A 23,227-nucleotide genomic window follows, 5' to 3' on the forward strand; every position below is an offset into this window, starting at 1 on the left:
GTATGTTTAAAAGTATTCGATATGTATTAAAAGAAAACTTTACAAATTTGTATCGTATATATTGTATTTCAAAATATGAATTGCTTTCTGATATGCGAGATTCAAGATTAGGTGTTTTTTGGAATTTTGCTAATCCAGCAATTCAAATTATAACGTATTATTTTGTGTTTGGTTTAATTATGAATAGAAAGGCTGTAGGAAAGATTCCTTTTATTCAATGGATGTTATGTGGGATGGTGGTATGGTTTTTTATTAGTCCATGTATTACTAATGGAGCCAATGCTATTTATGCTAAACGTAATGTCATTACAAAAATGAAATTTCCGGTATCCGTTTTACCAGCTACAGTTGTTGGAAAAGAATTGTTTAATCATTTTTGTTTGATGGCTATCTTAGTTGTCTTTTTGCTTACACAAGGGATCATGCCTTCACTTTATTGGCTTGAACTCATTTATTATCTTTTTGCAGCAATTTGTTTGACAATTTCACTTGCGATGATTACATCTGTTTTAAATATGTTAGCTCGTGATACAAGAAAGCTTATTTTAGCGTGCATGCGTTTATTACTTTATTTAACACCAATTTTATGGCCAATTTCACGTTTACACAAATATGGGTGGCAAATGACAGTAAGATATATTATGAAAGCTAATCCAATTTATTATATTGTATGTGGTTATAGAGATTGTTTCTTATATCATCATGGAATCTTATTTTATTGGAAACAAATGCTTTTCTTTTGGGTGTTTGTCATTGTGATTTTTACAATTGGTAGTATGATGATGTATAAATTTAAACATAAATTTATTGATATGATTTAGGTGGTAATAATGGAAGATTATGCAATTAAATTTGAACATGTTTCAAAAATATATAAATTAAAAAAGAAAAATGATGGTAAATCAAAAAGCTCAGTTACACAAAGATTCTATGCTTTAAATGATATTACTTTTACAATTCCTAAAGGAGAAGTTGTAGGAATTTTAGGAACAAATGGTTCGGGTAAATCAACATTATCATTGATTTTAGCAGGTATTTCACAAATTGATGAAGGTACAATGGATATCAATGGAGAACAGGCTTTAATTGCAATCAATACAGGATTGGATATGCAACTTACAGGGCTTGAAAATATTAATGTTAAAGGAGCATTACTTGGACTTTCTAGAAAAAGAATTCAAGAAATTACGGAAGGTGTTATTGAATTTGCTGAAATTGGTGATTTTTTATATCAACCCGTTAAGAAATATTCAAGTGGGATGAAATCAAGATTAGGTTTTTCAATTTCACTTTATTTAAATCCTGATATTATCATTGTCGATGAAGCTTTATCGGTTGGGGATAAAGGATTTGCTCAAAAGTGCTTAGATAAAATGAATGAACTTAAAGATCAAGGAAAAACAATTGTCTTTATTTCTCACTCTTTGCCACAAGTAAGAGGATTCTGTCAAAAGGCTATGTGGATTGAAGGTGGACGTTTAAAAGAATATGGTGACGTTGAAGAAGTATGTGATGAGTATGCCGAATATGTTGATTTTTATAATAGTTTAAAGAAAAAAGAAAAGAAAAAATTAAATGATGAAAAATTTGCAAGTCGAATTGTTCAAAATCCTAAAATTGGTTTTTGGGAAAAATTATTAGATAAAATGAAGAGATAGGAGAGATAGGATGAAGAAAGTTATCACATATGGAACATTTGATTTGTTTCATGTAGGTCATTTAAATATTTTAAAAAGAGCAAAAGCTTTAGGCGATTATTTAATTGTTGCGGTAAGTAGTGATGCTTTTAATGCCCAAAAAGGTAAGAAAGCTTATCATAGTGATCAAGATCGTATGGCTATTTTAAAAGCTATTAAATATGTAGATGAAGTTATTTTAGAAGAATCATGGGATCAAAAAATAAAAGATGTTCAAGAACATGATGTTGATGTTTTTGTTATGGGTGATGATTGGAAAGGCCAATTTGATTTCTTAAAAGATTATTGTGAAGTAGTTTATTTACCTCGTACAGAAGGTATTTCTACAACTAAAATCAAAGATGATTTAAAAGATAAATTATAATAAAGGAGAGTTGTATGAAAATTAGTGTGATTGTCCCTTATGAAGGATATTATCAATATTTAAAAGATTGTTTAGAAAGTTTAAGTGAACAAGAAAATGTTGAAATTGAAACATTATTAGTGGGAAGTCAAGATGACCAAAAATTTCAACAATTAGTAGACTCATATAAAGATAAAATATCTTTGAATGTTATTCCTTGTTCAATAGAAGAAGGCGTTGCTAAAAAAAGAAATCTTGGTTTAGAAAATGCAACAGGAGATTATATTTATTTCATTGATAGTGATGATTATATTATGCCTCAAACATTATCTTGTTTGCTTCAAGATGCTATGCAAAAAGATTTAGATTTAGTTGTTGGTAGAAGATGGATCACATGGTTTAAAAAACAAGTTTTTGAAACCATGGGTGATGAAAAAAATGAAGAATTAAATTTGAAGGATAAAGATGATGATCGTAATCATAAATTCTTAGAAAAAGATTATTCTGACATAGATGATAGTGATGAACAAAGAAGAATTGATTTATTAATTAGAGCGAAAAAAGGGATTCGAAATATTTCAGTTTTAAATATTTTAATTAAGCGTACTTTAATTGAAGAAAATCATTTACGTTTTAATGAAGATTTCATTTATTATAGTGATTTACCTTTTGTAGAAGGACTTGTTATGTATGGTCATAAGATAGATTTCAATGACAAAACACTCTATGCAAAAAGAAAACATAATGATCCAATCAATACACCAGCTTTGTCGCAAATTAAAGATGAAACTAAATTTGATGAATTTATTAATGTCTATAAGTATGCTATTTCTTTAGTAGATAAAGAAAGTAGAATTCGTTATTATTTAGATTCTAAAATGATTAAATATTATAGTAATTTCTTTGCTAAGAAAATTAGACGATCTAAAGATGATTTTTGGAGAGATGAAAGATTTGATCAAATGTCTATTTTAATGCAGGATGTAAGAGATGATTTATTGAAAAATATGTCTCATTATCAAAGAAAGATGGTGAAACTTGCTAGAAATCATGATCTACAACAAACACAAAAAGTGATTGCTAAACATCTTGCTAAAAATAAGATGAAAAAGATGTTAAAAAATAAAAATGAAATTAATAAGTATTTATATCGTCATAAATATATCAATGAACCAATTGAAGAAAATTGGATCATGTTTGAAACTTTTATGGGTAAAAGTTATGCGGATTCACCAAAGTATATTTATGAATATTTAGCTAAAAATTATCCAGGAAAATATAAATTTATTTGGGTTTTAAATGATCCTAAAGAAAAACTGCCTTATGAAGGAATTATTGTTAAAAGATTTACGAAGAAATATGCTTATTATTTAGCTAAATCTAAATATTTTGTTTTTAATATCAGACAACCTTTATGGTTTAGAAAAAGAGAAGGTCAAGTTTTCTTAGAAACATGGCATGGAACACCACTTAAACGTTTAGCTTTTGATCAAGAAGAGGTGACTGCAGCTTCTCCAACTTATAAATCTCAATTTTATCGTCAAAAACAAGAATGGGATTATTTAATTGCAGCAAATAAATTTTCAAGTGATATTTTTAAAAGTTGTTTTATGTATACCAATGGAACAATGTTAGAAATTGGATATCCTCGTAATGATTTATTGTATGCACCAAATAAAGATCAAATTGCATTAGATTTGAAAAAGAAACTTCATATTCCGTTAGATAAGAAAACAATTTTATATGCACCAACATGGAGAGATGATGAATACTATGGGAAAGGGCAATATAAATTTAAGTTAAAATTAGATTTAGAAATGATGAAAGAAGAGTTAGGAGATGAATATGTCATCCTACTTAGAACACATCATTATATTGCAGATGCGTTAGATGTTACAGGAGTTGAAGATTTTGCTTATAATTTATCTAAATATGATGATATTACTGAAATTTATTTAATTTCTGATATTTGTATTACAGATTATTCAAGTGTTTTCTTTGATTATGCTAACTTAAAAAGACCAATGTTATTCTATACTTATGATATAGATAAATATCGTGATGTTTTAAGAGGTTTCTATATTGATATGGAAAAAGAACTTCCTGGTCCACTAGTTTATTCGACTAAAGAAGTAATTGATCAAATTAAACGTCTTGATGAAATGAATCAAAAATATGCTCAACGTTATGAAGTATTCTATGATAAATTCTGTTCTATCGATGATGGAAATGCTTCACAAAGAGCAGTTGAAGCAGTTTTTAAATAAGGGGGTTACCCCTTATTTTTATAAGGAGGTTTAAAATGATTAGATTAATAAAAAATATCTTAGGTAAAACAATTAAGTTTATTTATCGAATAACTTATAAGTTAATACCAACTCATAAAAAAACAGTCTTGTTTATTGCTTTTCATGGTAGGGGATATAGTGATAATCCTAGAGCTATTTATGAATATATGAGACAACAAGATCAATTTAAAGATTATCGTTTTATATGGGCTATTAAGCACCATAAAAAGAAAAACATTTCTATTGAAAATGCTAAAGTGATTGAATATTTTTCAATTCCTTATTTCTTTTATCTTGCAAGAAGTCAATATTGGATTGCTAATTGTAAATTACCAATGTATGTTTTAAAAAAGAAAAATCAAATATATTTACAAACATGGCATGGAACACCGCTTAAAAAATTGGCTTTTGATATAGAAGTTCCTGAAGGAACTACTTTTTATCGAAGTGGCATGAATGAAGAAATGATGCATGAAACATACGCACAAGATGTTAAAAAGTATAACTATATGATTTCTCCAAGTGCTTTTACAACTGAGATTTTCCAAAGTGCTTTTAGAATTAATAGAGAAAGATTAATTGAAACTGGCTATCCGCGAAATGATTTTTTAACAAACTATACAGAAGAAGATGTTTTAAATATTAAGAAAAAATTAGGAATTCCTCTTGATAAAAAGGTACTTCTTTATGCACCAACGTGGAGAGATAATTCTTATATAACCAAAGGGTATACTTTTAAATTAGAAGTTCACTTTGATAAATGGCAAAAAATATTAGGGGATGAATATGTTATTGTATTTAAACCTCATTATTTAATTGTTAATGATTTTGATATTGATCAATATCAAGGATTTGTTTATTTTGTAGAAGCTAATGAAGATATTTCTAATTTATATATTATTGCAGATGCTTTAGTTACTGATTATTCAAGTGTTTTCTTTGATTATGCTATTTTAAAAAGACCTATTTATTTTTATATGTATGATTTGATTCATTATCGAGATGAATTAAGAGGTTTTTATTTAGATGTTTATCATGATTTACCTGGAGATATTATTGAAGATGAAAATCAACTATTAGAAGAAATTAAAAAAGGTTACGATTATCAACGTTTAGATAAGTTTAATCAACGTTTTAATAATCATGAAGATGGTAAAGCTTCTAAACGAGTAGTTGATATTGTTTTTAAGTAGGTGCTAAGATGGGATTACAAAAATTAATATTAAATATTATTTTGGGATTTTTAAATATTTTTGTTAAGAGATTTAAAATAAAAGAAAATCAAGTTGCCTTTGTTTCTTTGGAATCTAAATATTTAGATTCTGATATGAAATTGATTTATGATGTTTTAAAACAAGATAAACAATTAAATCTCAAAAAAGTTGTTATTGAGTATGATCAACAAGGAATAAAACAAAACTTTTTATATATGCTTAATTGTATTCAACAGCTTTTTGTAATTAATACATCAAAAGTGGTTATTATAAGAGATAATAATTATGTTGTTTCGACGTTTAAAAGAGAAGGAGTTAATGTGATACAAGTATGGCATGCTTGTGGTGCGATAAAAAAATTTGGGAATGCACTTGCTAGAAAATATCCAATTAAAAATTATGATTATGTGATAGCAAATAGCTCTTATTGGAAAAAACCGTATAGTGAAGCTTTTTCTGTTAAAGAAGAAAATGTGGTTGTTACTGGTATGCCAAGGGTAGATTGTTTATTTGATGATAATTATTTAAAAGCATCTAAAAATAAATTGTTAGCTAAGTATCCAATTTTGAAGGATAAAAAAATTATTTTATATGCTCCTACTTTTAGGGGAAATATCTACCAAGGTTTTTCAATGCTTCCATTTGATGGTGAAAAGTTAATAAATTCTTTTGATGAAAATACGTATCTCATTTATAAATTACATCCATTGTTAAAAAATGTTTGTCTTCCGCAACACCCTCGTATTATTGATATGTTTAATGAAGATACACATGAATTGTTTGCTTTAAGTGATCTCTTGATTTCAGATTTTTCATCGATTGTTTTTGATTATTCTATTTTAAATAAAACAATGTATTTTTATGTTCCAGATTTAAATGATTATTTAAAAGATGTTGGATGTTATGTAAATATAGATTTATTTCCAGGAAAGATTTGTAAAAATATTGATGAGTTGATTCAAGGAATACAAAAGAATGAAGTGGGAAATTTAGAAGCTTTTAAAAATATATTTTTTGAATATCAAGATGGTAAAAATACAAAACGTGTTGTTGAATTGATTTATGATATATTAAAAAAGTCTCTTTAATTAGAGACTTTTTAAATACGCTGTAACTTCAGTTAAATCTTTTAAAATTTTAAATGTTTTTTCTTCATATTGTTTTTCTGGATATTTCATATCAGGAATGCAAATTACTTTGATGTTTGCATCATAGCTTGCTTGAATTCCTGCTTCACTATCTTCTAAAACAATAGCTTCATCAACATTAACGCCAAGTTTTTGACAAGATTTTAAGAAAACTTCAGGATTTGGTTTTCCTTTAGTAACTTCGTCACCACAAATAGAATCATCGAAGAATTCTGTGATTTTAGCTTGTGCTAAAATTTTATCTACACGATCACGATTACTTGAAGTAGCAACGATTGTTTTATAATTATTATCTTTTAAATAATGTAATAATTCAACAAGTCCTTTTTTTACAGGAACTCCTTCTGTTTCAAAACGTTCAGCCATTAATTGATGTACATCTTGAATCACATTGTCAATAGGAAAATCATTTCCATAAACATCATAAAATCTTTGATAGATTCCTTTAATAGGTTTCCCTAATAATGTTTTATAAAATTCTTCATCCATTGTTAAATTCATATCTTTTAATCTTTCTTGATAACATTCAAAAGTCACTCTTTCGCTATCAATCATTAAACCATCCATATCAAATATTATTGCTTTAATCATTTTAGTATCTCCTTTTTTTATTATTCGTGATATATCATAGCATAAATCAAGGTGTTAAAGAAGTGATTATCATAATTTGAAAAACGACTCATAAAATCCAATAGGAGGTTATTTTATGATTAGTAGGGGAGATATTTATTATGCTGATCTTTCACCGGTTATAGGAAGTGAACAGGGTGGAATAAGACCTGTTTTAGTATTACAAAATAATAAAGGAAATAAATTTTCAACAACTGTTATTGTTGCCCCGATTTCGTCAAAACTCACCAAAAATCCTATTCCCACGCATGTCATTATTCGTTGTGATTCTTTAGAAAAGAAATCTGTTATTTTACTTGAACAAATAAGGACGATTGACAAAGTTCGATTTCAAGAAAAATTAGGTACTTTAGATGATTATTTTATGAAGAAAGTAAATGAGGCTATTAAAACAAGTTTGGATTTAAAATAGTTTTCATCAAATATAATATTTGTTATAATGCCTTTATAGGATGGTGAAAGAAATGAATATATATGATATCAAAAATAAAGCAAATGAAGTATTAAGACAACCTAATCAGTTATTTAAGGTTATTTTATATGTTGGTATTATTCAAGCTTTATTTTCGGCTTTATCAGGATTATTTGATGGCATTTTAGGAAGTATTATAAGTTTAATTTTAAGTATTTTAACAGTTACTTTGGGACATGGAATTATTGTAGCGTCTTTAAAGGTTGTTAATAATAATGGAAATTTAGTTGATGAAAAAGAAGATTCACTTGTAGGAATTAAACGATTTGGTCAACTTTTTCCAACATATTTTTTGTATAGAGTTGTTGTTGCCTTAGCGGGTATTGTTGTAGGGGTTATTGGAATGCTTTTGATGTATACAATGATTACAGATGCACAATTTTCAAATTTATCTCAACTTGTTTTAATGTATGTTAATAAATCAACGATTTCTCAAGATGAAATTGTTAATATTGTTGCTTCATTATCAAATGTGTTTTCATTTGTTTTTATACTCGTAATTATTATTTCGATTTTATCTGTTTATTTATCATTAAAATTTGGATTATTTAACTACATTTTACAAAAATATAATTATACTGGATTAACAGCCTTAAAAGAATCCAGTCGCTTAATGAAAGGAAATAAATGGACTTTGTTTAAATTAGAATTTTCTTTCTTTGGATGGATGATTTTGGCTGGTTTGGTTTCAGGCGTTGTGGCAATGTTTGTAGAAACGATTATGCCTATTCCTTTTTTAGCAACATTTATAACAGGGGTTGTTTCTACTTTCTTTAGTGCTTATTTTTATGATGTAAAGCTTAATACATGTTTTGCTGTTTTCTATGAAGAATTAGATTATGCAGATAAAAATAGTGTTGAGCTATAGTTGAAGGGATGTTTATGATGACTGAAAGCTTTGCAGGAAAGATTAATGGAAAACAAAAAGCAATTGGATTTATTCTTTTATTTCCGTTATATTTATATGTCATACCAAGGTTTGCTAATTTTGGTATTTATCTTTTATTAAAGTATACAAATATTACAAGAGATACGACAGTTTTAGGAATCTACTTAAATTTGATTTGTTCATTATTGAGTTTTGTTTTGGTTGTATGGCTTTTAAAAGATTTTTTGATAGATAATATAAAAAGATTTAAGGAACATTTTACAGATAATTTTGTTTATTCTATTACAATTGGTATTGTAATGATTTATGGAATTTCAATTGTTGCTAATATGATTATTAATTTTGTATTGGGTGGAGGATCAAATGATTCTGCCAATCAATTATTATTTGAAGATTATCTAAATAATGGTGCCTTATTGATGGCTTTTCAATCGGTTGTTTTAGCACCTATATTAGAAGAACTTTTATTTAGAGGACTTGTTTTTAGAAGTCTTAGAGATAAAAGTAAATGGTTAGCTATTTTTGCAAGTTCATTCTTATTTGGCTTTTTACACATTTATTCTGCTTTATTTGCTGGTGATCTATCGCAACTAATTTATTTGCTTTCCTATGGTGGAATGGGGTTTGCTTTTTCCTATGCTTATGAAAAAAGAAAAACAATTTGTGTACCTATTTTAATGCATATGATCAATAATTTGGTTGCCATTATATTATTAGTTTTTATGTAAAACTCCGTATAGGAGTTTTTTATACTTTTATACCTTTTATTAGATAAGACCATGTTTTTTTACCAACGATGCCATCTACTTTTAAATTTCTATTATTTTGAAATTTCTTAACAGCTTTTTCGGTATTGATACCAAAGATACCATCAATTTTTAAGTTGAATCCTAAAAAGTTAAGGCGTTCTTGAATGAGTCTTGTAATTTTTCCTTGGGCATCTCTTTTAACAGTAGGATACATGCGAAAACCTTGTTTTTTAATTTCTTGATTTAAACGTTGCAACCAAGTATCTTCTAAAACAATATGATTTGAAGAAATAATTGTAGAAAATGGAAAATGGGTTCCTGGGCAATCTGTAGAAGCAACATCTTTATGTCTTTTAATGCTAGAAATGTGATATTTATTTTTTATATAAGAAACTAAATCAATTAAAGCATTGAGTTGTAAAGGATTCATTTCTTCTTTCATGAAATCTCCTTCAGCACAAATACCGATTGAATCATGATTTGCACCTTTAGCATGCGCTCCGATTGTATCTTCAGGTCTACCTTGATAAATCGTACCATCTTTTCTTACTAAGAAATGATATCCAATTCCACTCCAACCTTTTTTTAAATGCCACTGATGGATATCTTCTACACTACATGTTTTTGCTTGTGCATGATGCAAAATAATTTTATTTGTTTTATTTCTTTTGAACAATGGAGAAGCCCAGTTGTATTTTTTACGAATGATTTGCATAGTTCACCTCCCTATAGTACTTATATGCTTAAGAAATAAGATGATATAGGTAAAATAAAAAATAGTTTATTAAAACTATTTTTGTACAAAGGTAATTACATCATTAGGTTGACAATCAAGAATCAAACATAATTTTTCAAGAGTGAGAGCTGTAATATTACTATTCTTTTTTAATCTGTCTAAAGTTTTATGATCAATACCACTTTTTAGAAGAACATATTGAGAAATCTGCTTTTCTTCCATTGTATGCCATAACGGTGAATAATCAATCATTGTTATGTCCTCCTTATATGTATAATTATATAGAATTATTCTTGCAAAAATATTGTGAACATATACACAATAACGTATAATATGATTTAGGTGATCAAAAATGGCAATGTATACTTTAAAAGGGATTGGTGAAATATCAACAGATGCTTTTGATGAAAAAATTACTTTAAGAAATCTATTACAACATTTTAGTTTTTATGATTTTATTATTGTAGATACAAAACAAAATATTCTTTTTCAATATAATTCAAATGATGATTGGTTTCATAATCTAATTAGTTTAAAGAAGTTTTATAATCAAGAAGTTATTACAGTATATAAAAAAGAAAATCATTTTTATATTTCAATAGATTTTTAAGAAATTTAATGATTTTCCTTGATTTTAAAAATAGATTGTATTAGAATATCATTGTTATCTCTCCGTAGCTCAGTTGGTAGAGCATCTGACTCTTAATCAGAGGGTCCACGGTTCGAGACCGTGCGGGGAGACCAATTGATAAAATGGCTTAAACACTAGGTTTTACTAGAGGTTTGAGCTTTTTTTATATCTTGTTTTAGAAACTTTGCTTGGTTAAACTAGGGCATATTAGGTTGAACTAAAAGTGTGCAAAAAAATGAAATATAATCTTATAACAAAATATTTAATGAAAAAAATGTAATTCTAAGTGAAAGTTCTACATTTTTTTATCATATATTTAATAAAATGTATGCTATAATTACAAAAGGGAGGGTGATTTTATGTTTTATAGTCAAACATGTGAAAATATAAAATTGATTATTTTTACGTTAGATGGTGGCTTATTAGATCTCAATAGACTAAGATATAATTATTATCGAAGTACATGTGAAACCTATCATAAAGTTGCTACTCGTGAAGATTTTTCTAAAATGCTTGGAAATATGAATACGATGTATGATCATTCTTTACTGTCTGATTATATTTCTGCTAAAGATTTTAATAGAATGGTTGAAAAGGATTTATTTGAATATATTAAATTAAAACCTAATATTAAAAGAGAAGGCGTTGATGAGTTGATTCAATATTGTAAACAAAAAGATATCAAGATTGCAGTATATACGACTCATAAAACAAAAAGAGCTATTCAGTATTTACAACTTGCAAAGATCTATGAAAAAATTGATTTTTTAATTGGTGGAGATTCACGACTTAAACCTTTACCTGAAGTGGATGTTTTAGAGGTGACATGTCAACAAATGAACATTGATCCTTCTCATACAATGGTGGTTGCTAATTTTGAATCAATGGTTGAAGCGGCTAATCATTTACTTGCAAATGTTATTTACATGCCAGATTTAGTGCCAGCCAGTGATAAGATAAAGGCCAGTGTTTATAAAACGACTAAAAATCATTTAGAAATTATGAATATGTTTTTATTTTCTAAGTATGATTCTGTGGAATTGTTTTCACCGCTTCTTGGAATGAATGCACAAATGGATTTAGAAACTTTGACACATACTCGAAATCAATTATTGGATAAATATAAAGATGATGAGCAATTAATTGCATTGGTTAATAGAACATATGATTATTTCAATGAAATCTTATCAAAACAATTTTTAATTAATGAGTTAGAAAAACAAGAAACAAAGAGATTTTCATTTGATGATGAACAAAATGATAATGTTCAAGAGGTTCATGATAAATTTAATGATGTTGTTTTAGAACAAGAGCAAGAAGATGAAATTTTACCTGATGAACATGATGATACGTTTCTATTTTCTAAGGCCTCTTCTTTGGATCCCCAAAGAATGAGTGAATTAATGGATATTATAAATGGAGATGCCGTAGATGAAAAAAGTCATGAAGAGAATAAAACAAATGAAGAAAATAAAAATAATACGATAGAACAAGAACATTGGTTAAATAAAGTAATTGATGTTGTTTATAATTTATTGATTTCGGTTATTATTGTATTTTTTGCTTTAATTGTACAAATTTTATTTCAAGGAAATTCTTCTAAACTTTCACAAATTATCAATATGATAATCGATGGTTATGTAGGAATTATAAATTTTATTTTTGGTGTGTTGTTTGATATTTTACATAGTTTTATAAGTGTAATACCATCATATAAAATGTTTGTTTATCATAATTCATCGCTATCATCAATGGCAGTAATTGCGTTATTGGCTATTATTTCAAATTTTATTTTAATAACTTTAATTAAGAAAATTGTTCAAATGTTGAAAAAAGACTAAAAATTAGTCTTTTTTTTAAAAAACTATTTACAAATGTAAAATTAGATGATATTATAAATGGGCACTGATGTGATGGAGACATACTCAAGAGGCTGAAGAGGCGCCCCTGCTAAGGGTGTAGGTCGGGAAACTGGCGCGAGGGTTCAAATCCCTCTGTCTCCGCCATTTTATTTGGTCTGGTAGTTCAGTTGGTTAGAATGCCGCCCTGTCACGGCGGAGGTCGCGGGTTCGAGTCCCGTCCAGACCGCCAAATAAAAAATAAACTGCTTATACAGCAGTTTTTATTTTATATATTTATCATTGTATGCTTTCATAATAGCAATGATTGTTTTAGAATCATGGATTTCATTATTCATGATTTTTTTATAGGCTTCATCTATTGGCATAGAGATAACGTCTATAAATTCATCTTCATCTCCTTCAAGGGGATTTTCAACTTTAAATAGACCTTTTGCTTCATATAAATGAATAACTTCATCACAATATCCTGTTGTTGGATATATTTCATTAATAAGTTCCATGGATTTACAACTATAACCAGTTTCTTCTTCCAATTCTCTTTTACCGGCAGGTCCAGCTTCTTCACCTAATTCTAATTTACCAGCAGGAATTTCTAAAGTATCTTTATTGTAGGCATATCTAAATTGTTTGACGAGCAAGATACAATCATCGACGACTGCTAAAATACCTACACCGCCATGATGTCTTACGATTTCTCTTGTTGCGAGCCTTTTGTTGGGACATTCTACCTGATCTTTATAGACTTTGATGATTTTTCCATCGTAGATTATTTCACTTTTAACTTTTTTTTCCATCTTTTTTACCTCGTTTATATTTTATAATTCTATTATACGTTATTTTGAAATGAATAAAATAAAAAAAGTATGCGGGGGTGCATACTTTTTTTTCATCTATTATTTACGTAAGGATGATAATAGGGGGATGTTAGAGTGAATGCGTTTCACTTAACAAATATATTATAACACGTTTATTTTTAATGTAAAGGGTTTCATAAAAATAAAAGATAACTTTAGCTTAGTCTATGTTATAATGACGTTGGTGATAGAAATGAAAAAAATAGTAATTAAAGAAAATGATGCAAATCAAAGAATCGATAAATATTTAAAAAAATTATTATGTAATGCACCTAGTAATTTTATATATAAGATGTTTAGAAAAAAAGATATTAAAATTAATGGTAAAAAAGTAAATGAAAAATATATTCTACAAAAAGATGATATTTTAGAAATGTTCCTTTATGATGATAAATTTAATGAATTTACAAAAGAAAAAGATATTTATGATTTAAAAAGAGAATTTAAAGTATTATATGAAGATCAAAATATTTTAATTGTTGATAAACCAGTAGGTTTATTAGTTCATGGGGATGCTAAAGAAAATGTAAATACGCTTTCTCATCAAGTTTTAAGTTATTTAAAAGAAAAAGGTGAATTGGATGTAGGCAGAGAGAGTACCTTTACTCCAGGACCAGTCCATCGTTTAGATCGTAATACAAGTGGGATCGTTATTTTTGGAAAGACTTTAGCTGCTTTGCAGGATTTAAATGAAATGATGAAAAAACGACATCATATTGAAAAATCATATATGACGATTTGTAAAGGAAAGCTTACTAAACAACAAGAACTCGTAGGATATGTTAAAAAGATAGATAATGAAGATCGTGTACGTTTTGTTAAAAAAGATGATAAAGATGCTCTAATGATGAAAACAATTGTAAAGCCAATCAGAACTACAAATGATTTTTCTTTAGTTGAAGTTAAAATTATTACAGGAAGAATGCATCAAATAAGAATACATTTATCAAGTATTGATCATCCGGTTATAGGTGATCGTAAATATGGTGATTTTGCTTTAAATAAACAAATGAAACAACAATTTGGATTAAATAATCAACTTTTACATGCCTATAAAATTAATTTTGTTGATCCGTTTGGTTCACTTAGTTATCTAAAAGGGAAAAAAATTATTTGTCCTAAGCCAACACAATTTAAAAAAATTGAAAAAAGTTTATTTGAAAGCGTTCTCTAAATACATATTTTATTGTATAATTTAGCTATAGTTTTAGGAGGAAATAGAATGAAATATTATATCGGTATCGATTTAGGTGGAACAAATGTAAGAACACTATTAGTAGATGAAAATGGTGAATCTTATAGTGAAGTTAAAGGACCTACTGAATGTGAAAATGGTCCGGATTATGTATGTGATAAGATAATAAAACAAATCGAATCATTAGATACATCTGTATGTGGTGGTTTGCAAGGTGTTGAAGGTATTGGAATTGGTGCTCCAGGGCCAGTAGATACAGAACTTGGTATCATGATTATGGCAAGTAACTTACCAGGATTTGAAAACTATCCAATTTGTCATAAATTAAAAGCAAAATTTGGATTACCAACTTTTATTGATAATGATGCCAATGTTGCAGGTTTAGCGGAAGCTATATTAGGTGCAGGAAAAGATTATAAAACAAATTATTTTATTACTTGTTCAACTGGTGTTGGTGGAGCATTTGTTGTTGATAAAAAATTAGTATCTGGTGGTAGAGGTCACGCTGGTGAAATTGGAAACATGATTCTTGTACCAGGTGGTTATAAACAAGGTGCTTTAAATCCAGGAGCTGTTGAAGGAGAAATTTCTGGTACTGCTCTTACAAGAAAAGGAAAAGAAGCTAAAGGCGATTTAGTAAAACATGCAGGTGATGTTTTCAAATTAGCTGCTGAAGGAGATGAAGCTTGTCAAAAAATTGCTGAAGAATTTATTGATGGTTTCTCGACATTACTTGCTAATGTTGCTCATACTGTAGATCCACATTGTTTTGTATTAGGTGGAGGAGTTTTCAAATCTAAAGCTTATTTCTGGGATGAACTTGAAAAAAGATTTAATAGTAAAATTCATGTAGGTATGAGAAATCATATTCCTCTATTATTTAAAGAAATTGATGATTGTGGTGCAATCGGTGCTGCCATGTTACCAATGTCTCAATTAGATTAATAAGAAATAGCCCCTTTAAGGGGCTGTTATTGTGTCTTACTGTTTTACTTTGATTTTGTTTTTGATATAATACACGAGAAGGAGGACGATTATGAAAAAAAGAGTCGTTTTAGGATTAAGTGGAGGTGTTGACTCTGCTGTAGCAGCTTATTTACTTAAACAACAAGGATATGAAGTTATTGGCGTATTTATGCGAAACTGGGATAGCCAATTAAATAATGATATTTTAGGTAATCCCACAAATGATAACGATATTTGTCCTCAAGAACAAGATTATAATGATGCTAAAGCAGTAGCTAAACATCTTGGAATAGAAATTAGAAGAGTCGATTTTATTAAAGAATATTGGGATAAAGTTTTTACGTATTTTATTGATGAATATGCTAAAGGAAGAACACCAAATCCTGATATTTTATGTAACAAACATATTAAATTCAAAGCGTTTTTAGAATACGCTGAAGAACTTAATGCAGATTTTATCGCAACAGGACATTATGCGCGTGTTGAACATCATGAAGGTAAAGATTCAGTGATGTTAAAAGGAATTGATCAAAATAAAGATCAAACATACTTTTTATGTCAACTTAATCAAAAACAATTACAAGCTTCTTTATTTCCTTTAGGAAATATTACAAAACAAAAAGTTAGAAAAATTGCTGAAGAATTAGATTTACCGGTAGCTCATAAAAAAGATAGTACAGGAATTTGTTTTATTGGAGAAAGAGACTTTAAACAATTCTTACAAAATTATATTCCAGCAAAACCTGGAAAGATGGTTGATATTCAAACTGGTAAAGTGATTGGTGATCATATTGGAATTATGTACTATACGATTGGTCAAAGAAAAGGTTTAGGTATTGGTGGTTCAGGTGACGCTTGGTTTGTTGTTGGGAAAAACTATGATCGAAATATTTTATATATTTGTCAAGGTGACCAAAATGATTGGTTAATGTCTACAGGTGCTTTAATTACAGATGTTAACTGGATACCAAGTATTAAACCTCAAGAAGCTATTAAATGTAATACAAAGTTTAGATATCGTCAAAAAGATAATCCAGTAACTCTCACTTTTATTGATGAAAATACTGTAAAATTAGAATTCGATCAACCTGTTAAATCTGTAACTCCAGGACAAGCAGCTGTTTTCTACGATGGAGATGTTTGTTTAGGTGGAGGAACGATTGAAAAAGTCTATAAAGACGGAAAAGAGATTGAATATCTATAATGTTAAAATATACAGGATATATTAGAAAGATTCGCTATTATAGCGAATCTTCTCATTATATAGTTGCATTATTAGAAGTAGAGGAAGATCAGGAACTTTTGACCATGAATGGTTATATGTCAAATTTTAATGATTATGATAAATATGCTTTTTATGGTGATTTTGAAATTCATCCTAAATATGGTCAACAATTTAAGTTGGATCATTATGAAATAGTTTTAAGTACAGATGAAGAAGAAATTATTAAATATTTATCAAGTCCCTTATTTAAGGGAATTGGTCCTACACAAGCAAAATACATTGTTGATGCATTAGGAGAAAATACACTTTCTTTAATCAAAGAAGATAAACATCATTTAGATTTAGTTAAAGGAATGACAGTGGCTAAAAGAGAACTTATTTATGAAGTATTGACTTCTAATGATTATGATCAAGAAGTCACACAATTCTTTATGGGACATGGTATTTCTTTAAGGCATATTGGTATTATTCAAGAAACTTATAAAGAAAAAACATTAGAAATTTTACAAAATCATCCATATCAATTAGTAGAAGACATTGATGGTATTGGTTTTAAAACAGCAGATGAACTTGCTTTAAAAACAGGAGGAACTTTAGATAACCCAGATCGTTTAAAAGCAGGGGTTATTTATAGTATTAAACAAAGTTGTTTTTCATCAGGAAGTACATATGTACTTTATGATGAAATAAAAAAAGCTTTTCATAAAATTATTTATCATATTGATGATGAGGTTTTTGATGAATATCTCAATACTTTAGTAGAAGAAGGAAGAGTCATCAAAGAAGGAGAATATTATTATGATGAAGAGCTTTATGAAAGTGAAGAAATCATTGCAAATTTTTTACACAAAATAAATGATTATCCAGAAGAATTTTATGATGAAAATGAATTAGAAAGACTGCTTGATAACTATCAGGATAAATTTGGTATTGTCTATTCAACAAAACAAAAAGAAGCAATCGAATACTTTTTAAAATATCCAATGATGATTTTAACCGGAGGACCAGGAACGGGGAAAACAACGGTTGTTAAAGCGCTGATTCAAATCTATCGAACACTTTATCCAGAAGATGCAATTTCTCTGGTAGCACCTACAGGAAGAGCAGCGAAAAGATTAAGTGAATTAACAGGTTTGGATGCTTGTACGATTCATCGAGAACTTAAATGGGATTTACATAAAAATTCATTTGCGATGAATCGAAATAATCCTTTAAGTAGTCAAGTTTTAATTATTGATGAGTTTTCGATGGTTGATAGCTTACTTTTATCTAAATTGTTTGATGCAAGCAGACGTGTTCATAAAGTGTTGTTTATTGGTGATTATCATCAACTTCCTTCAGTAGCACCAGGAAATGTTTTAAAAGATTTTATTGAAAGTCAATTAAAAGTTATTGAATTGGATGAGATTTATCGTCAATCAAAAGATTCAGGAATTGTGCAATTGGCACATCAATTAATTCATCAAGAAGTGAATGATTTATCATTGTTTGAACAATATAAAGATATTCATTTTTATAATAGTACCAATTTTGAAATTATTAAAAATGTGACAACAATTGTAAAAAAAGCAATAGAAAATGGCTATGATCAAAATGATATACAAGTTTTAGCACCAATTTATCAAGGTGTTGCAGGAATCAATGCTTTAAATTTGGCTTTACAGGAAATTTTTAATCCTAAGAATCATCAAGAAGAATATCGTATTGGACAGAAAGTTTATCGAGAAGGAGATAAGATCTTACAGTTAAAGAATAGACCAGATGATGATATTTATAATGGTGATATAGGTGTTTTAGTTGAAATTAACCGTAAAGATGGTTTTGAATATTTAGAAGATACGCTTATTGTTGATTATGATGGTAATTTAGTCGAATATACATCAAAAGATTTTATGACTTTTACATTGGCTTATTGTATGTCAATTCATAAAGCTCAAGGAAATGAGTTTAAAATTGTTATTATGCCTGTTTTAAATGATTATTATATTATGCTTAAAAGAAATTTGATTTATACAGGTCTAACAAGAGCTAAACAAGCTTTATTTATTTTAGGTAATCCACAAGCTTTTCTTTATGGTATAAAAAATATTTCTGATAGTAAAAGAAAAACAACATTAGTAAGTAAAATCAATCAAAATAAAAATGTTGAAACATATGAAGAATCTTCATATAATCAAGAACTTAAACAAAATATTACAGATTTTTTAAATGATGATGAAACTGTATAATTTTATAAAATAAAGACATACTCAAATAGAGGTGATAAAATGAAACGCAATAATATTATTATGGCATTAACTCTTACATCATTAGCACTTCTATTTAGTGAAACTGAATGTGGTTGCCATGTTATGGAAACAATTAAAGAAAAAATGTAAGATATTGAAATACTTTTGTATTTCGTGTATAATGCAAATAAATCGTTGAAAAAGATCAGTACTATATAGAATATTTTAGAGAGAACATGGTGGGTGAAAATGTTTATAGGATATATAGGAAAGCTACTTTGGAGAGTAATTAATGATTACCGTAGAACTGCGTTAAAGTTTAATTAAGGGCATGTATTTTTACATGAACTAGGATGGTACCGCGATAAAGTCGTTCCTAGATAAGGACGGCTTTTTATATTGTCAAAAAAGGAGAAAAGAAATGAAACAATTAACAGGAAATCAAGTTAGACAAATGTTCTTGGATTATTTCAAATCTAAAGGACATATGATCGAACCAGGTGCATCACTTATTCCTCATAACGATCCAACTTTATTATGGATCAATGCAGGAGTTGCTGCACTAAAAAAATATTTTGATGGTAGTGAAAAACCAGCATGTAATCGTATTGCGAATGCACAAAAATCAATTCGTACAAACGATATTGAAAATGTTGGTAAAACAGCAAGACATCATACTTTCTTTGAAATGTTAGGAAACTTCTCAATTGGAGATTATTTCAAAGAAGAAGCGATTCCATTTGCTTGGGAATTTTTAACAAGTCCAGAATGGATTGGTTTTGATAAAGAAAAATTATATGTTACTGTTTATACAGATGATGAAGATGCTTATCGTATTTGGACAGAAGTATGTCATGTAGATCCAAGTCATATTTTAAAAACATATGAAAACTTCTGGGAAATTGGAGAAGGTCCAGGTGGTCCTGACTCAGAAATTTTCTATGACCGTGGAGAAAAATATGATCCTGAAGGTTTAGGAGAAAAATTATTCTTCGAAGAAATGGAAAATGATCGTTATATTGAAGTATGGAACGTTGTTTTCTCTCAATATGATTGTAATCCAGCGATTGATCGTAAAGAATATAAAGAACTTCCACAAAAAAATATTGATACTGGTATGGGACTTGAAAGATTAGTAAGTATTATTCAAGGTGGAGAAACAAACTTTGATACTGATTTATTCTTACCAATCATTCATGCTACTGAAAAATTAGCCAATGTTTCTTATGAAGAAAATAAAATGGCTTACCGTGTTATTGCTGACCATATTCGTACTGTAACTTTTGCTTTAGCTGATGGAGCAATGTTTGATAATGCTGGTAGAGGGTATGTTTTAAGACGTATTTTAAGACGTGCTGTTCGTTATGGTAAACAAATTGGTATTGAAAAAGCATTTATGTATGATCTAGTACCATTAGTTTGTGATATGATGAAAGATTTCTATGATTATTTACCAGAAAAACAAGATTTTATTTCAACAATGGTAAAAAAAGAAGAAGAAGCTTTCCATAAAACATTATTAAATGGTGAAAAATTATTAAAATCATTAATTGATAAAAATGAAAATGGAGAAATCAGTGGAAAAGATGCTTTCAAACTTTATGATACATATGGTTTCCCATTTGAATTAACATTAGAAATCGCTGAAGAATCAAATTTAACAGTTAATGAAGAAGAATTTAAAGAAGAATTAAAAATTCAACAAGAAAGATCTCGTGCATCACGTGATAACAATGAATCAATGGCAAGTCAAAAACCTGATTTAATGGCTTTTGTTGAACCTTCTACATTTGTTTATGATCCTACACCAATCCAAGGAAAAGTTATTGGATTATTCAAAGATGGTGTTAAAACAGATGAAATCACTGATAAAGGAGAAGTTATCTTTGATACAACTCCATTCTACGCAGAAATGGGTGGACAATGTGGTGATACTGGATCATTAGATAATGAGACAACACATGCAAATGTTGTTAATACTTTAAATGCACCAAATAAACAACATATGCATTTTGTTGAAGTAAAAGAAGGAGCTATTCATTTAGGTGATACTTTTACATTATCAATTGATCAACAAAAACGTCGTCAAATTACAGCAAACCATAGTGCAACACATATTTTACAAAAAGCTTTACAAGAAACTTTAGGTGATCATATCAGCCAAGCAGGTTCTTATGTTGATGATAAAGTTTTAAGATTTGACTTTACTCATTTTGAAAAAATTTCTGCTGAATTATTAAAAGAAATTGAAGAAAAAGTTAATCAAATTGTTTTTGAAGGACGTCCTGTTGTTATTGAAAATATGACAAAAGAAGAAGCTTTAGCATCAGGGGCAATGGCTTTATTTGATGAAAAATACGGAGATGTTGTTCGTGTTGTCAACATTGGAGATTACTCTATTGAATTATGTGGTGGTTGCCATGTTTCAAACAGTTCTGAAATTGGTTTATTTAAAATCGTGAGTGAAGAATCTGTAGGTAGTGGAATTAGACGTATTGTGGCACAAAGCGGTTTAGCTGCCTATAATGCAATGGTTCATGAAAAAGAAACAGTAGATACAATTGCTTCAACATTAAATCTTAAAAATAGAAAAGATGTTGTAAACAAAGTAGAAGCATTAAAAGAGGAATTAAAAGAAGCTAAAGTAGAAGTTGAACAATTATCAGCTAAATTAAATGCAATTCAAGCCGCTTCAAAAGCAAATGATATTGAAGAAATCAATGGAGTTAAAGTTCTTTATGTTGAAGAACAATTAGAAAATGCCAAAGCAAAACAATTAACATTTGATTTTAGAGACCAATTAGAAAGTGGAATCGTTGTTTTAGTTTCAAAATATGAAGAAAAATGTTCGTACTTTGTTTCTGTGTCAAAAGATTTAGTTGGTCAATATAAAGCAGGAAATATCATTAAAGCAATCAATGAAGTTGTTGACGGTCGTGGTGGTGGAAAACCTGACTTTGCTCAAGGTGGATGTGCTATCAATGATAATATTTCTAAAATCAAAGGTGCTTTAAAAAATATTTTGTAATTTAATACAGTATAAGGTATAATATATATTATAGAAAAGAGGGTGAGTTAGATGGAAGATTTAACAAAAACAAGAGTATTTAGTTCAGAAGATATGCGTAGAGAAATGATACGCAGTAATCTTAAAACAGTTATCAATGCTTTAAATGAAAGAGGATACAATGCTGTACATCAAATCGCGGGTTATCTCATATCTAATGATCCTGCATACATCTCTTCTCATAAAAATGCAAGAAATATTATTCAACAAGTTGAAAGAGATGAAATTATTGAAGAATTAGTAAAATCTTATTTGGAGAAAGAATAATGAAAAAAGTATTAGGTCTTGATTTAGGGTCTAGAACTTGTGGTATTGCCATGTCAGACATTCTAGGAATGATTGCTCATGGTGTTGAAACGTTTCGTTTTAAACCTGATGATTATTTGACATGTGCAAAACATGTTAAAGAAATTGTTGAAGAAAATGATATTGAAACGATTGTTTTAGGTTTACCAAAACATATGAATGGTGATATTGGTGAAAGAGGACAAATTTCAATTGAATTTAAAAAACAATTAGAAGAAATGATTGAAGGAATCAATGTGATTTTAGTTGACGAGAGATTAACAACGGTAGTTGCTGAAAATCAACTTCTTTTTGCGGATGTATCAAGAAAGAAAAGAAAACAGGTAATTGATAAAATGGCGGCAGTTGCTATTTTACAAGGTTACTTAGATAGAGGATAAGTTATGGATGAAAATACAATTGTTGTAACTGATGAATTAGGAAACGAAGTAGAGTATGAAATTTTATTTACATTTGAAAATGAAGAAAATGGACATCAATATGTTGTTTACTTCGATCCTGAAAAAGATGAACCAGAAGCACAAGCAGCAATCTTTGATGATGAAGGTGGACTATTTCCAATTGAAACTCCTGAAGAATGGGAATTAGTTGAAGAAGTTTTCCAATCATTTGTTTCAGAAGAAGATGAAGATGAAACTGAATATTGTGAAGGAGAAGATGAAGATTGTAATTCATAAAAGCTAATGAAAATTAGCTTTTTCCTTTTTTAGACATGAACAGTTCATAG

At 28.4% G+C, this 23,227-nt stretch carries 23 protein-coding genes, 3 tRNA genes and 1 other annotated feature; of the genes, 22 read left to right on the forward strand and 4 right to left on the reverse strand.

The window, feature by feature from the left end; translation table 11 throughout:
• Positions 1–2: 2 nt before the first annotated feature.
• From OCV55_RS05040 to OCV55_RS05065, 6 genes are read left to right on the forward strand one after another with little or no spacing between them, the layout of a single operon-like run.
• The gene (locus tag OCV55_RS05040) at positions 3–821 is read left to right on the forward strand and encodes an ABC transporter permease (protein WP_119363195.1); all 819 of its coding nucleotides are present in this window, start codon (positions 3–5) and stop codon (positions 819–821) included.
• A gap of 9 nt (positions 822–830) precedes the next feature.
• Entirely contained in the window at positions 831–1,658 is an 828-nt protein-coding gene (locus OCV55_RS05045; RefSeq protein WP_032091380.1) for an ABC transporter ATP-binding protein, read from the forward strand.
• Positions 1,659–1,668: 10 nt separating this feature from the next.
• Entirely contained in the window at positions 1,669–2,061 is a 393-nt protein-coding gene (tagD, locus tag OCV55_RS05050; RefSeq protein ID WP_032091379.1) for a glycerol-3-phosphate cytidylyltransferase, read from the forward strand.
• 14 nt (positions 2,062–2,075) lie between these two features.
• Complete coding sequence (locus OCV55_RS05055) at positions 2,076–4,307, forward strand: bifunctional glycosyltransferase family 2 protein/CDP-glycerol:glycerophosphate glycerophosphotransferase (RefSeq protein ID WP_147579995.1); 2,232 nt, start codon at positions 2,076–2,078, stop codon at positions 4,305–4,307.
• A 35-nt stretch (positions 4,308–4,342) separates the two neighbouring features.
• Positions 4,343–5,521: a CDP-glycerol glycerophosphotransferase family protein gene (locus tag OCV55_RS05060; protein ID WP_264472079.1), complete on the forward strand. Its 1,179-nt coding sequence runs from the start codon at positions 4,343–4,345 to the stop codon at positions 5,519–5,521.
• Positions 5,522–5,529: 8 nt separating this feature from the next.
• Positions 5,530–6,630: a CDP-glycerol glycerophosphotransferase family protein gene (locus tag OCV55_RS05065; RefSeq protein ID WP_147579996.1), complete on the forward strand. Its 1,101-nt coding sequence runs from the start codon at positions 5,530–5,532 to the stop codon at positions 6,628–6,630.
• On the opposite strand, the gene OCV55_RS05070 is transcribed toward OCV55_RS05065, so the two are convergent.
• A complete protein-coding gene (locus OCV55_RS05070) occupies positions 6,631–7,281 on the reverse strand; it encodes an HAD family hydrolase (protein WP_147579997.1) in 651 nt (216 codons plus the stop codon). It abuts the gene before it with no gap.
• Between the two features lie 115 nt (positions 7,282–7,396).
• On the opposite strand from OCV55_RS05070, the gene OCV55_RS05075 reads away from it, so the two are divergent.
• Genes OCV55_RS05075 through OCV55_RS05085 form a run of 3 tightly spaced genes read left to right on the forward strand, consistent with a single transcriptional unit; the run spans position 7,397 to position 9,409 of the window.
• Complete coding sequence (locus OCV55_RS05075) at positions 7,397–7,732, forward strand: type II toxin-antitoxin system PemK/MazF family toxin (RefSeq protein ID WP_022001148.1); 336 nt, start codon at positions 7,397–7,399, stop codon at positions 7,730–7,732.
• A 52-nt stretch (positions 7,733–7,784) separates the two neighbouring features.
• Positions 7,785–8,660, forward strand: coding sequence for a DUF975 family protein (locus OCV55_RS05080; RefSeq protein WP_175300723.1), 876 nt, complete (start codon positions 7,785–7,787; stop codon positions 8,658–8,660).
• A 14-nt stretch (positions 8,661–8,674) separates the two neighbouring features.
• The gene (locus tag OCV55_RS05085) at positions 8,675–9,409 is read left to right on the forward strand and encodes a CPBP family intramembrane glutamic endopeptidase (protein WP_267309822.1); all 735 of its coding nucleotides are present in this window, start codon (positions 8,675–8,677) and stop codon (positions 9,407–9,409) included.
• 19 nt (positions 9,410–9,428) lie between these two features.
• On the opposite strand, the gene OCV55_RS05090 is transcribed toward OCV55_RS05085, so the two are convergent.
• On the reverse strand, positions 9,429–10,145 hold the full coding sequence (locus OCV55_RS05090; protein ID WP_147580000.1) for a peptidoglycan recognition protein family protein: 717 nt from the start codon (positions 10,143–10,145) through the stop codon (positions 9,429–9,431).
• 75 nt (positions 10,146–10,220) lie between these two features.
• Complete coding sequence (locus OCV55_RS05095; RefSeq protein ID WP_022001144.1) at positions 10,221–10,418, reverse strand: helix-turn-helix domain-containing protein; 198 nt, start codon at positions 10,416–10,418, stop codon at positions 10,221–10,223.
• A 100-nt stretch (positions 10,419–10,518) separates the two neighbouring features.
• Between OCV55_RS05095 and OCV55_RS05100 the strand changes: the two genes are divergently transcribed.
• The 5 genes from OCV55_RS05100 to OCV55_RS05120 all read left to right on the forward strand — a co-directional run bounded on the left by OCV55_RS05100 (position 10,519) and on the right by OCV55_RS05120 (position 12,888).
• Entirely contained in the window at positions 10,519–10,776 is a 258-nt protein-coding gene (locus OCV55_RS05100; protein ID WP_032091374.1) for a hypothetical protein, read from the forward strand.
• A gap of 58 nt (positions 10,777–10,834) precedes the next feature.
• Positions 10,835–10,910, forward strand: a tRNA-Lys gene (locus tag OCV55_RS05105).
• A gap of 246 nt (positions 10,911–11,156) precedes the next feature.
• Positions 11,157–12,638, forward strand: a complete 1,482-nt coding sequence (locus OCV55_RS05110) for an HAD hydrolase-like protein (protein WP_147580001.1) — start codon at positions 11,157–11,159, stop codon at positions 12,636–12,638.
• 74 nt (positions 12,639–12,712) lie between these two features.
• Positions 12,713–12,803: transfer RNA gene (locus OCV55_RS05115), tRNA-Ser, on the forward strand.
• An 8-nt stretch (positions 12,804–12,811) separates the two neighbouring features.
• Positions 12,812–12,888, forward strand: a tRNA-Asp gene (locus OCV55_RS05120).
• A 31-nt stretch (positions 12,889–12,919) separates the two neighbouring features.
• On the opposite strand, the gene OCV55_RS05125 is transcribed toward OCV55_RS05120, so the two are convergent.
• Positions 12,920–13,453, reverse strand: coding sequence for an NUDIX hydrolase (locus tag OCV55_RS05125; protein WP_117347116.1), 534 nt, complete (start codon positions 13,451–13,453; stop codon positions 12,920–12,922).
• 253 nt (positions 13,454–13,706) lie between these two features.
• Between OCV55_RS05125 and OCV55_RS05130 the strand changes: the two genes are divergently transcribed.
• From OCV55_RS05130 to OCV55_RS05165, 8 genes are all read left to right on the forward strand, one after another.
• On the forward strand, positions 13,707–14,687 hold the full coding sequence (locus tag OCV55_RS05130; RefSeq protein ID WP_147580002.1) for an RluA family pseudouridine synthase: 981 nt from the start codon (positions 13,707–13,709) through the stop codon (positions 14,685–14,687).
• A 48-nt stretch (positions 14,688–14,735) separates the two neighbouring features.
• Positions 14,736–15,653 carry an ROK family protein gene (locus tag OCV55_RS05135; protein WP_147580003.1) on the forward strand — a complete coding sequence of 306 codons (918 nt, stop codon included), beginning with the start codon at positions 14,736–14,738 and terminating at the stop codon, positions 15,651–15,653.
• Positions 15,654–15,744: 91 nt separating this feature from the next.
• Entirely contained in the window at positions 15,745–16,878 is a 1,134-nt protein-coding gene (mnmA, locus tag OCV55_RS05140; protein WP_147580004.1) for a tRNA 2-thiouridine(34) synthase MnmA, read from the forward strand.
• The gene (recD2, locus tag OCV55_RS05145; protein WP_147580005.1) at positions 16,878–19,127 is read left to right on the forward strand and encodes an SF1B family DNA helicase RecD2; all 2,250 of its coding nucleotides are present in this window, start codon (positions 16,878–16,880) and stop codon (positions 19,125–19,127) included. Before mnmA ends, recD2 begins: the two co-directional genes overlap by 1 nt.
• Before the next feature lie 186 nt (positions 19,128–19,313).
• Positions 19,314–19,508: a binding site (T-box leader), on the forward strand.
• 40 nt (positions 19,509–19,548) lie between these two features.
• A complete protein-coding gene (gene alaS / locus OCV55_RS05150; protein WP_147580006.1) occupies positions 19,549–22,155 on the forward strand; it encodes an alanine--tRNA ligase in 2,607 nt (868 codons plus the stop codon).
• Positions 22,156–22,206: 51 nt separating this feature from the next.
• Positions 22,207–22,461, forward strand: coding sequence for an IreB family regulatory phosphoprotein (locus OCV55_RS05155; protein ID WP_022001134.1), 255 nt, complete (start codon positions 22,207–22,209; stop codon positions 22,459–22,461).
• Positions 22,461–22,880 (forward strand): Holliday junction resolvase RuvX, encoded by a 420-nt coding sequence (gene ruvX / locus OCV55_RS05160; RefSeq protein WP_119363208.1) that lies wholly within the window; start codon positions 22,461–22,463, stop codon positions 22,878–22,880. The genes OCV55_RS05155 and ruvX overlap by 1 nt, the downstream gene beginning before the upstream one ends.
• Before the next feature lie 3 nt (positions 22,881–22,883).
• On the forward strand, positions 22,884–23,177 hold the full coding sequence (locus OCV55_RS05165; protein WP_052011100.1) for a DUF1292 domain-containing protein: 294 nt from the start codon (positions 22,884–22,886) through the stop codon (positions 23,175–23,177).
• Positions 23,178–23,227: the final 50 nt, after the last annotated feature.

Source organism: [Clostridium] ammoniilyticum, from assembly GCF_025566905.1.
Lineage (GTDB): Bacteria > Bacillota_I > Bacilli_A > Erysipelotrichales > Coprobacillaceae > Faecalibacillus > Faecalibacillus intestinalis.

Coding starts and splice junctions, on each gene's coding strand:
- OCV55_RS05040 (WP_119363195.1), top strand. CDS start 3: ATGTTTAAAAGTATTCGATATGTATTAAAAGAAAACTTTACAAATTTG.
- OCV55_RS05045 (WP_032091380.1), top strand. CDS start 831: ATGGAAGATTATGCAATTAAATTTGAACATGTTTCAAAAATATATAAA.
- tagD (WP_032091379.1), top strand. CDS start 1,669: ATGAAGAAAGTTATCACATATGGAACATTTGATTTGTTTCATGTAGGT.
- OCV55_RS05055 (WP_147579995.1), top strand. CDS start 2,076: ATGAAAATTAGTGTGATTGTCCCTTATGAAGGATATTATCAATATTTA.
- OCV55_RS05060 (WP_264472079.1), top strand. CDS start 4,343: ATGATTAGATTAATAAAAAATATCTTAGGTAAAACAATTAAGTTTATT.
- OCV55_RS05065 (WP_147579996.1), top strand. CDS start 5,530: ATGGGATTACAAAAATTAATATTAAATATTATTTTGGGATTTTTAAAT.
- OCV55_RS05070 (WP_147579997.1), bottom strand. CDS start 7,281: ATGATTAAAGCAATAATATTTGATATGGATGGTTTAATGATTGATAGC.
- OCV55_RS05075 (WP_022001148.1), top strand. CDS start 7,397: ATGATTAGTAGGGGAGATATTTATTATGCTGATCTTTCACCGGTTATA.
- OCV55_RS05080 (WP_175300723.1), top strand. CDS start 7,785: ATGAATATATATGATATCAAAAATAAAGCAAATGAAGTATTAAGACAA.
- OCV55_RS05085 (WP_267309822.1), top strand. CDS start 8,675: ATGATGACTGAAAGCTTTGCAGGAAAGATTAATGGAAAACAAAAAGCA.
- OCV55_RS05090 (WP_147580000.1), bottom strand. CDS start 10,145: ATGCAAATCATTCGTAAAAAATACAACTGGGCTTCTCCATTGTTCAAA.
- OCV55_RS05095 (WP_022001144.1), bottom strand. CDS start 10,418: ATGATTGATTATTCACCGTTATGGCATACAATGGAAGAAAAGCAGATT.
- OCV55_RS05100 (WP_032091374.1), top strand. CDS start 10,519: ATGGCAATGTATACTTTAAAAGGGATTGGTGAAATATCAACAGATGCT.
- OCV55_RS05110 (WP_147580001.1), top strand. CDS start 11,157: ATGTTTTATAGTCAAACATGTGAAAATATAAAATTGATTATTTTTACG.
- OCV55_RS05125 (WP_117347116.1), bottom strand. CDS start 13,453: ATGGAAAAAAAAGTTAAAAGTGAAATAATCTACGATGGAAAAATCATC.
- OCV55_RS05130 (WP_147580002.1), top strand. CDS start 13,707: ATGAAAAAAATAGTAATTAAAGAAAATGATGCAAATCAAAGAATCGAT.
- OCV55_RS05135 (WP_147580003.1), top strand. CDS start 14,736: ATGAAATATTATATCGGTATCGATTTAGGTGGAACAAATGTAAGAACA.
- mnmA (WP_147580004.1), top strand. CDS start 15,745: ATGAAAAAAAGAGTCGTTTTAGGATTAAGTGGAGGTGTTGACTCTGCT.
- recD2 (WP_147580005.1), top strand. CDS start 16,878: ATGTTAAAATATACAGGATATATTAGAAAGATTCGCTATTATAGCGAA.
- alaS (WP_147580006.1), top strand. CDS start 19,549: ATGAAACAATTAACAGGAAATCAAGTTAGACAAATGTTCTTGGATTAT.
- OCV55_RS05155 (WP_022001134.1), top strand. CDS start 22,207: ATGGAAGATTTAACAAAAACAAGAGTATTTAGTTCAGAAGATATGCGT.
- ruvX (WP_119363208.1), top strand. CDS start 22,461: ATGAAAAAAGTATTAGGTCTTGATTTAGGGTCTAGAACTTGTGGTATT.
- OCV55_RS05165 (WP_052011100.1), top strand. CDS start 22,884: ATGGATGAAAATACAATTGTTGTAACTGATGAATTAGGAAACGAAGTA.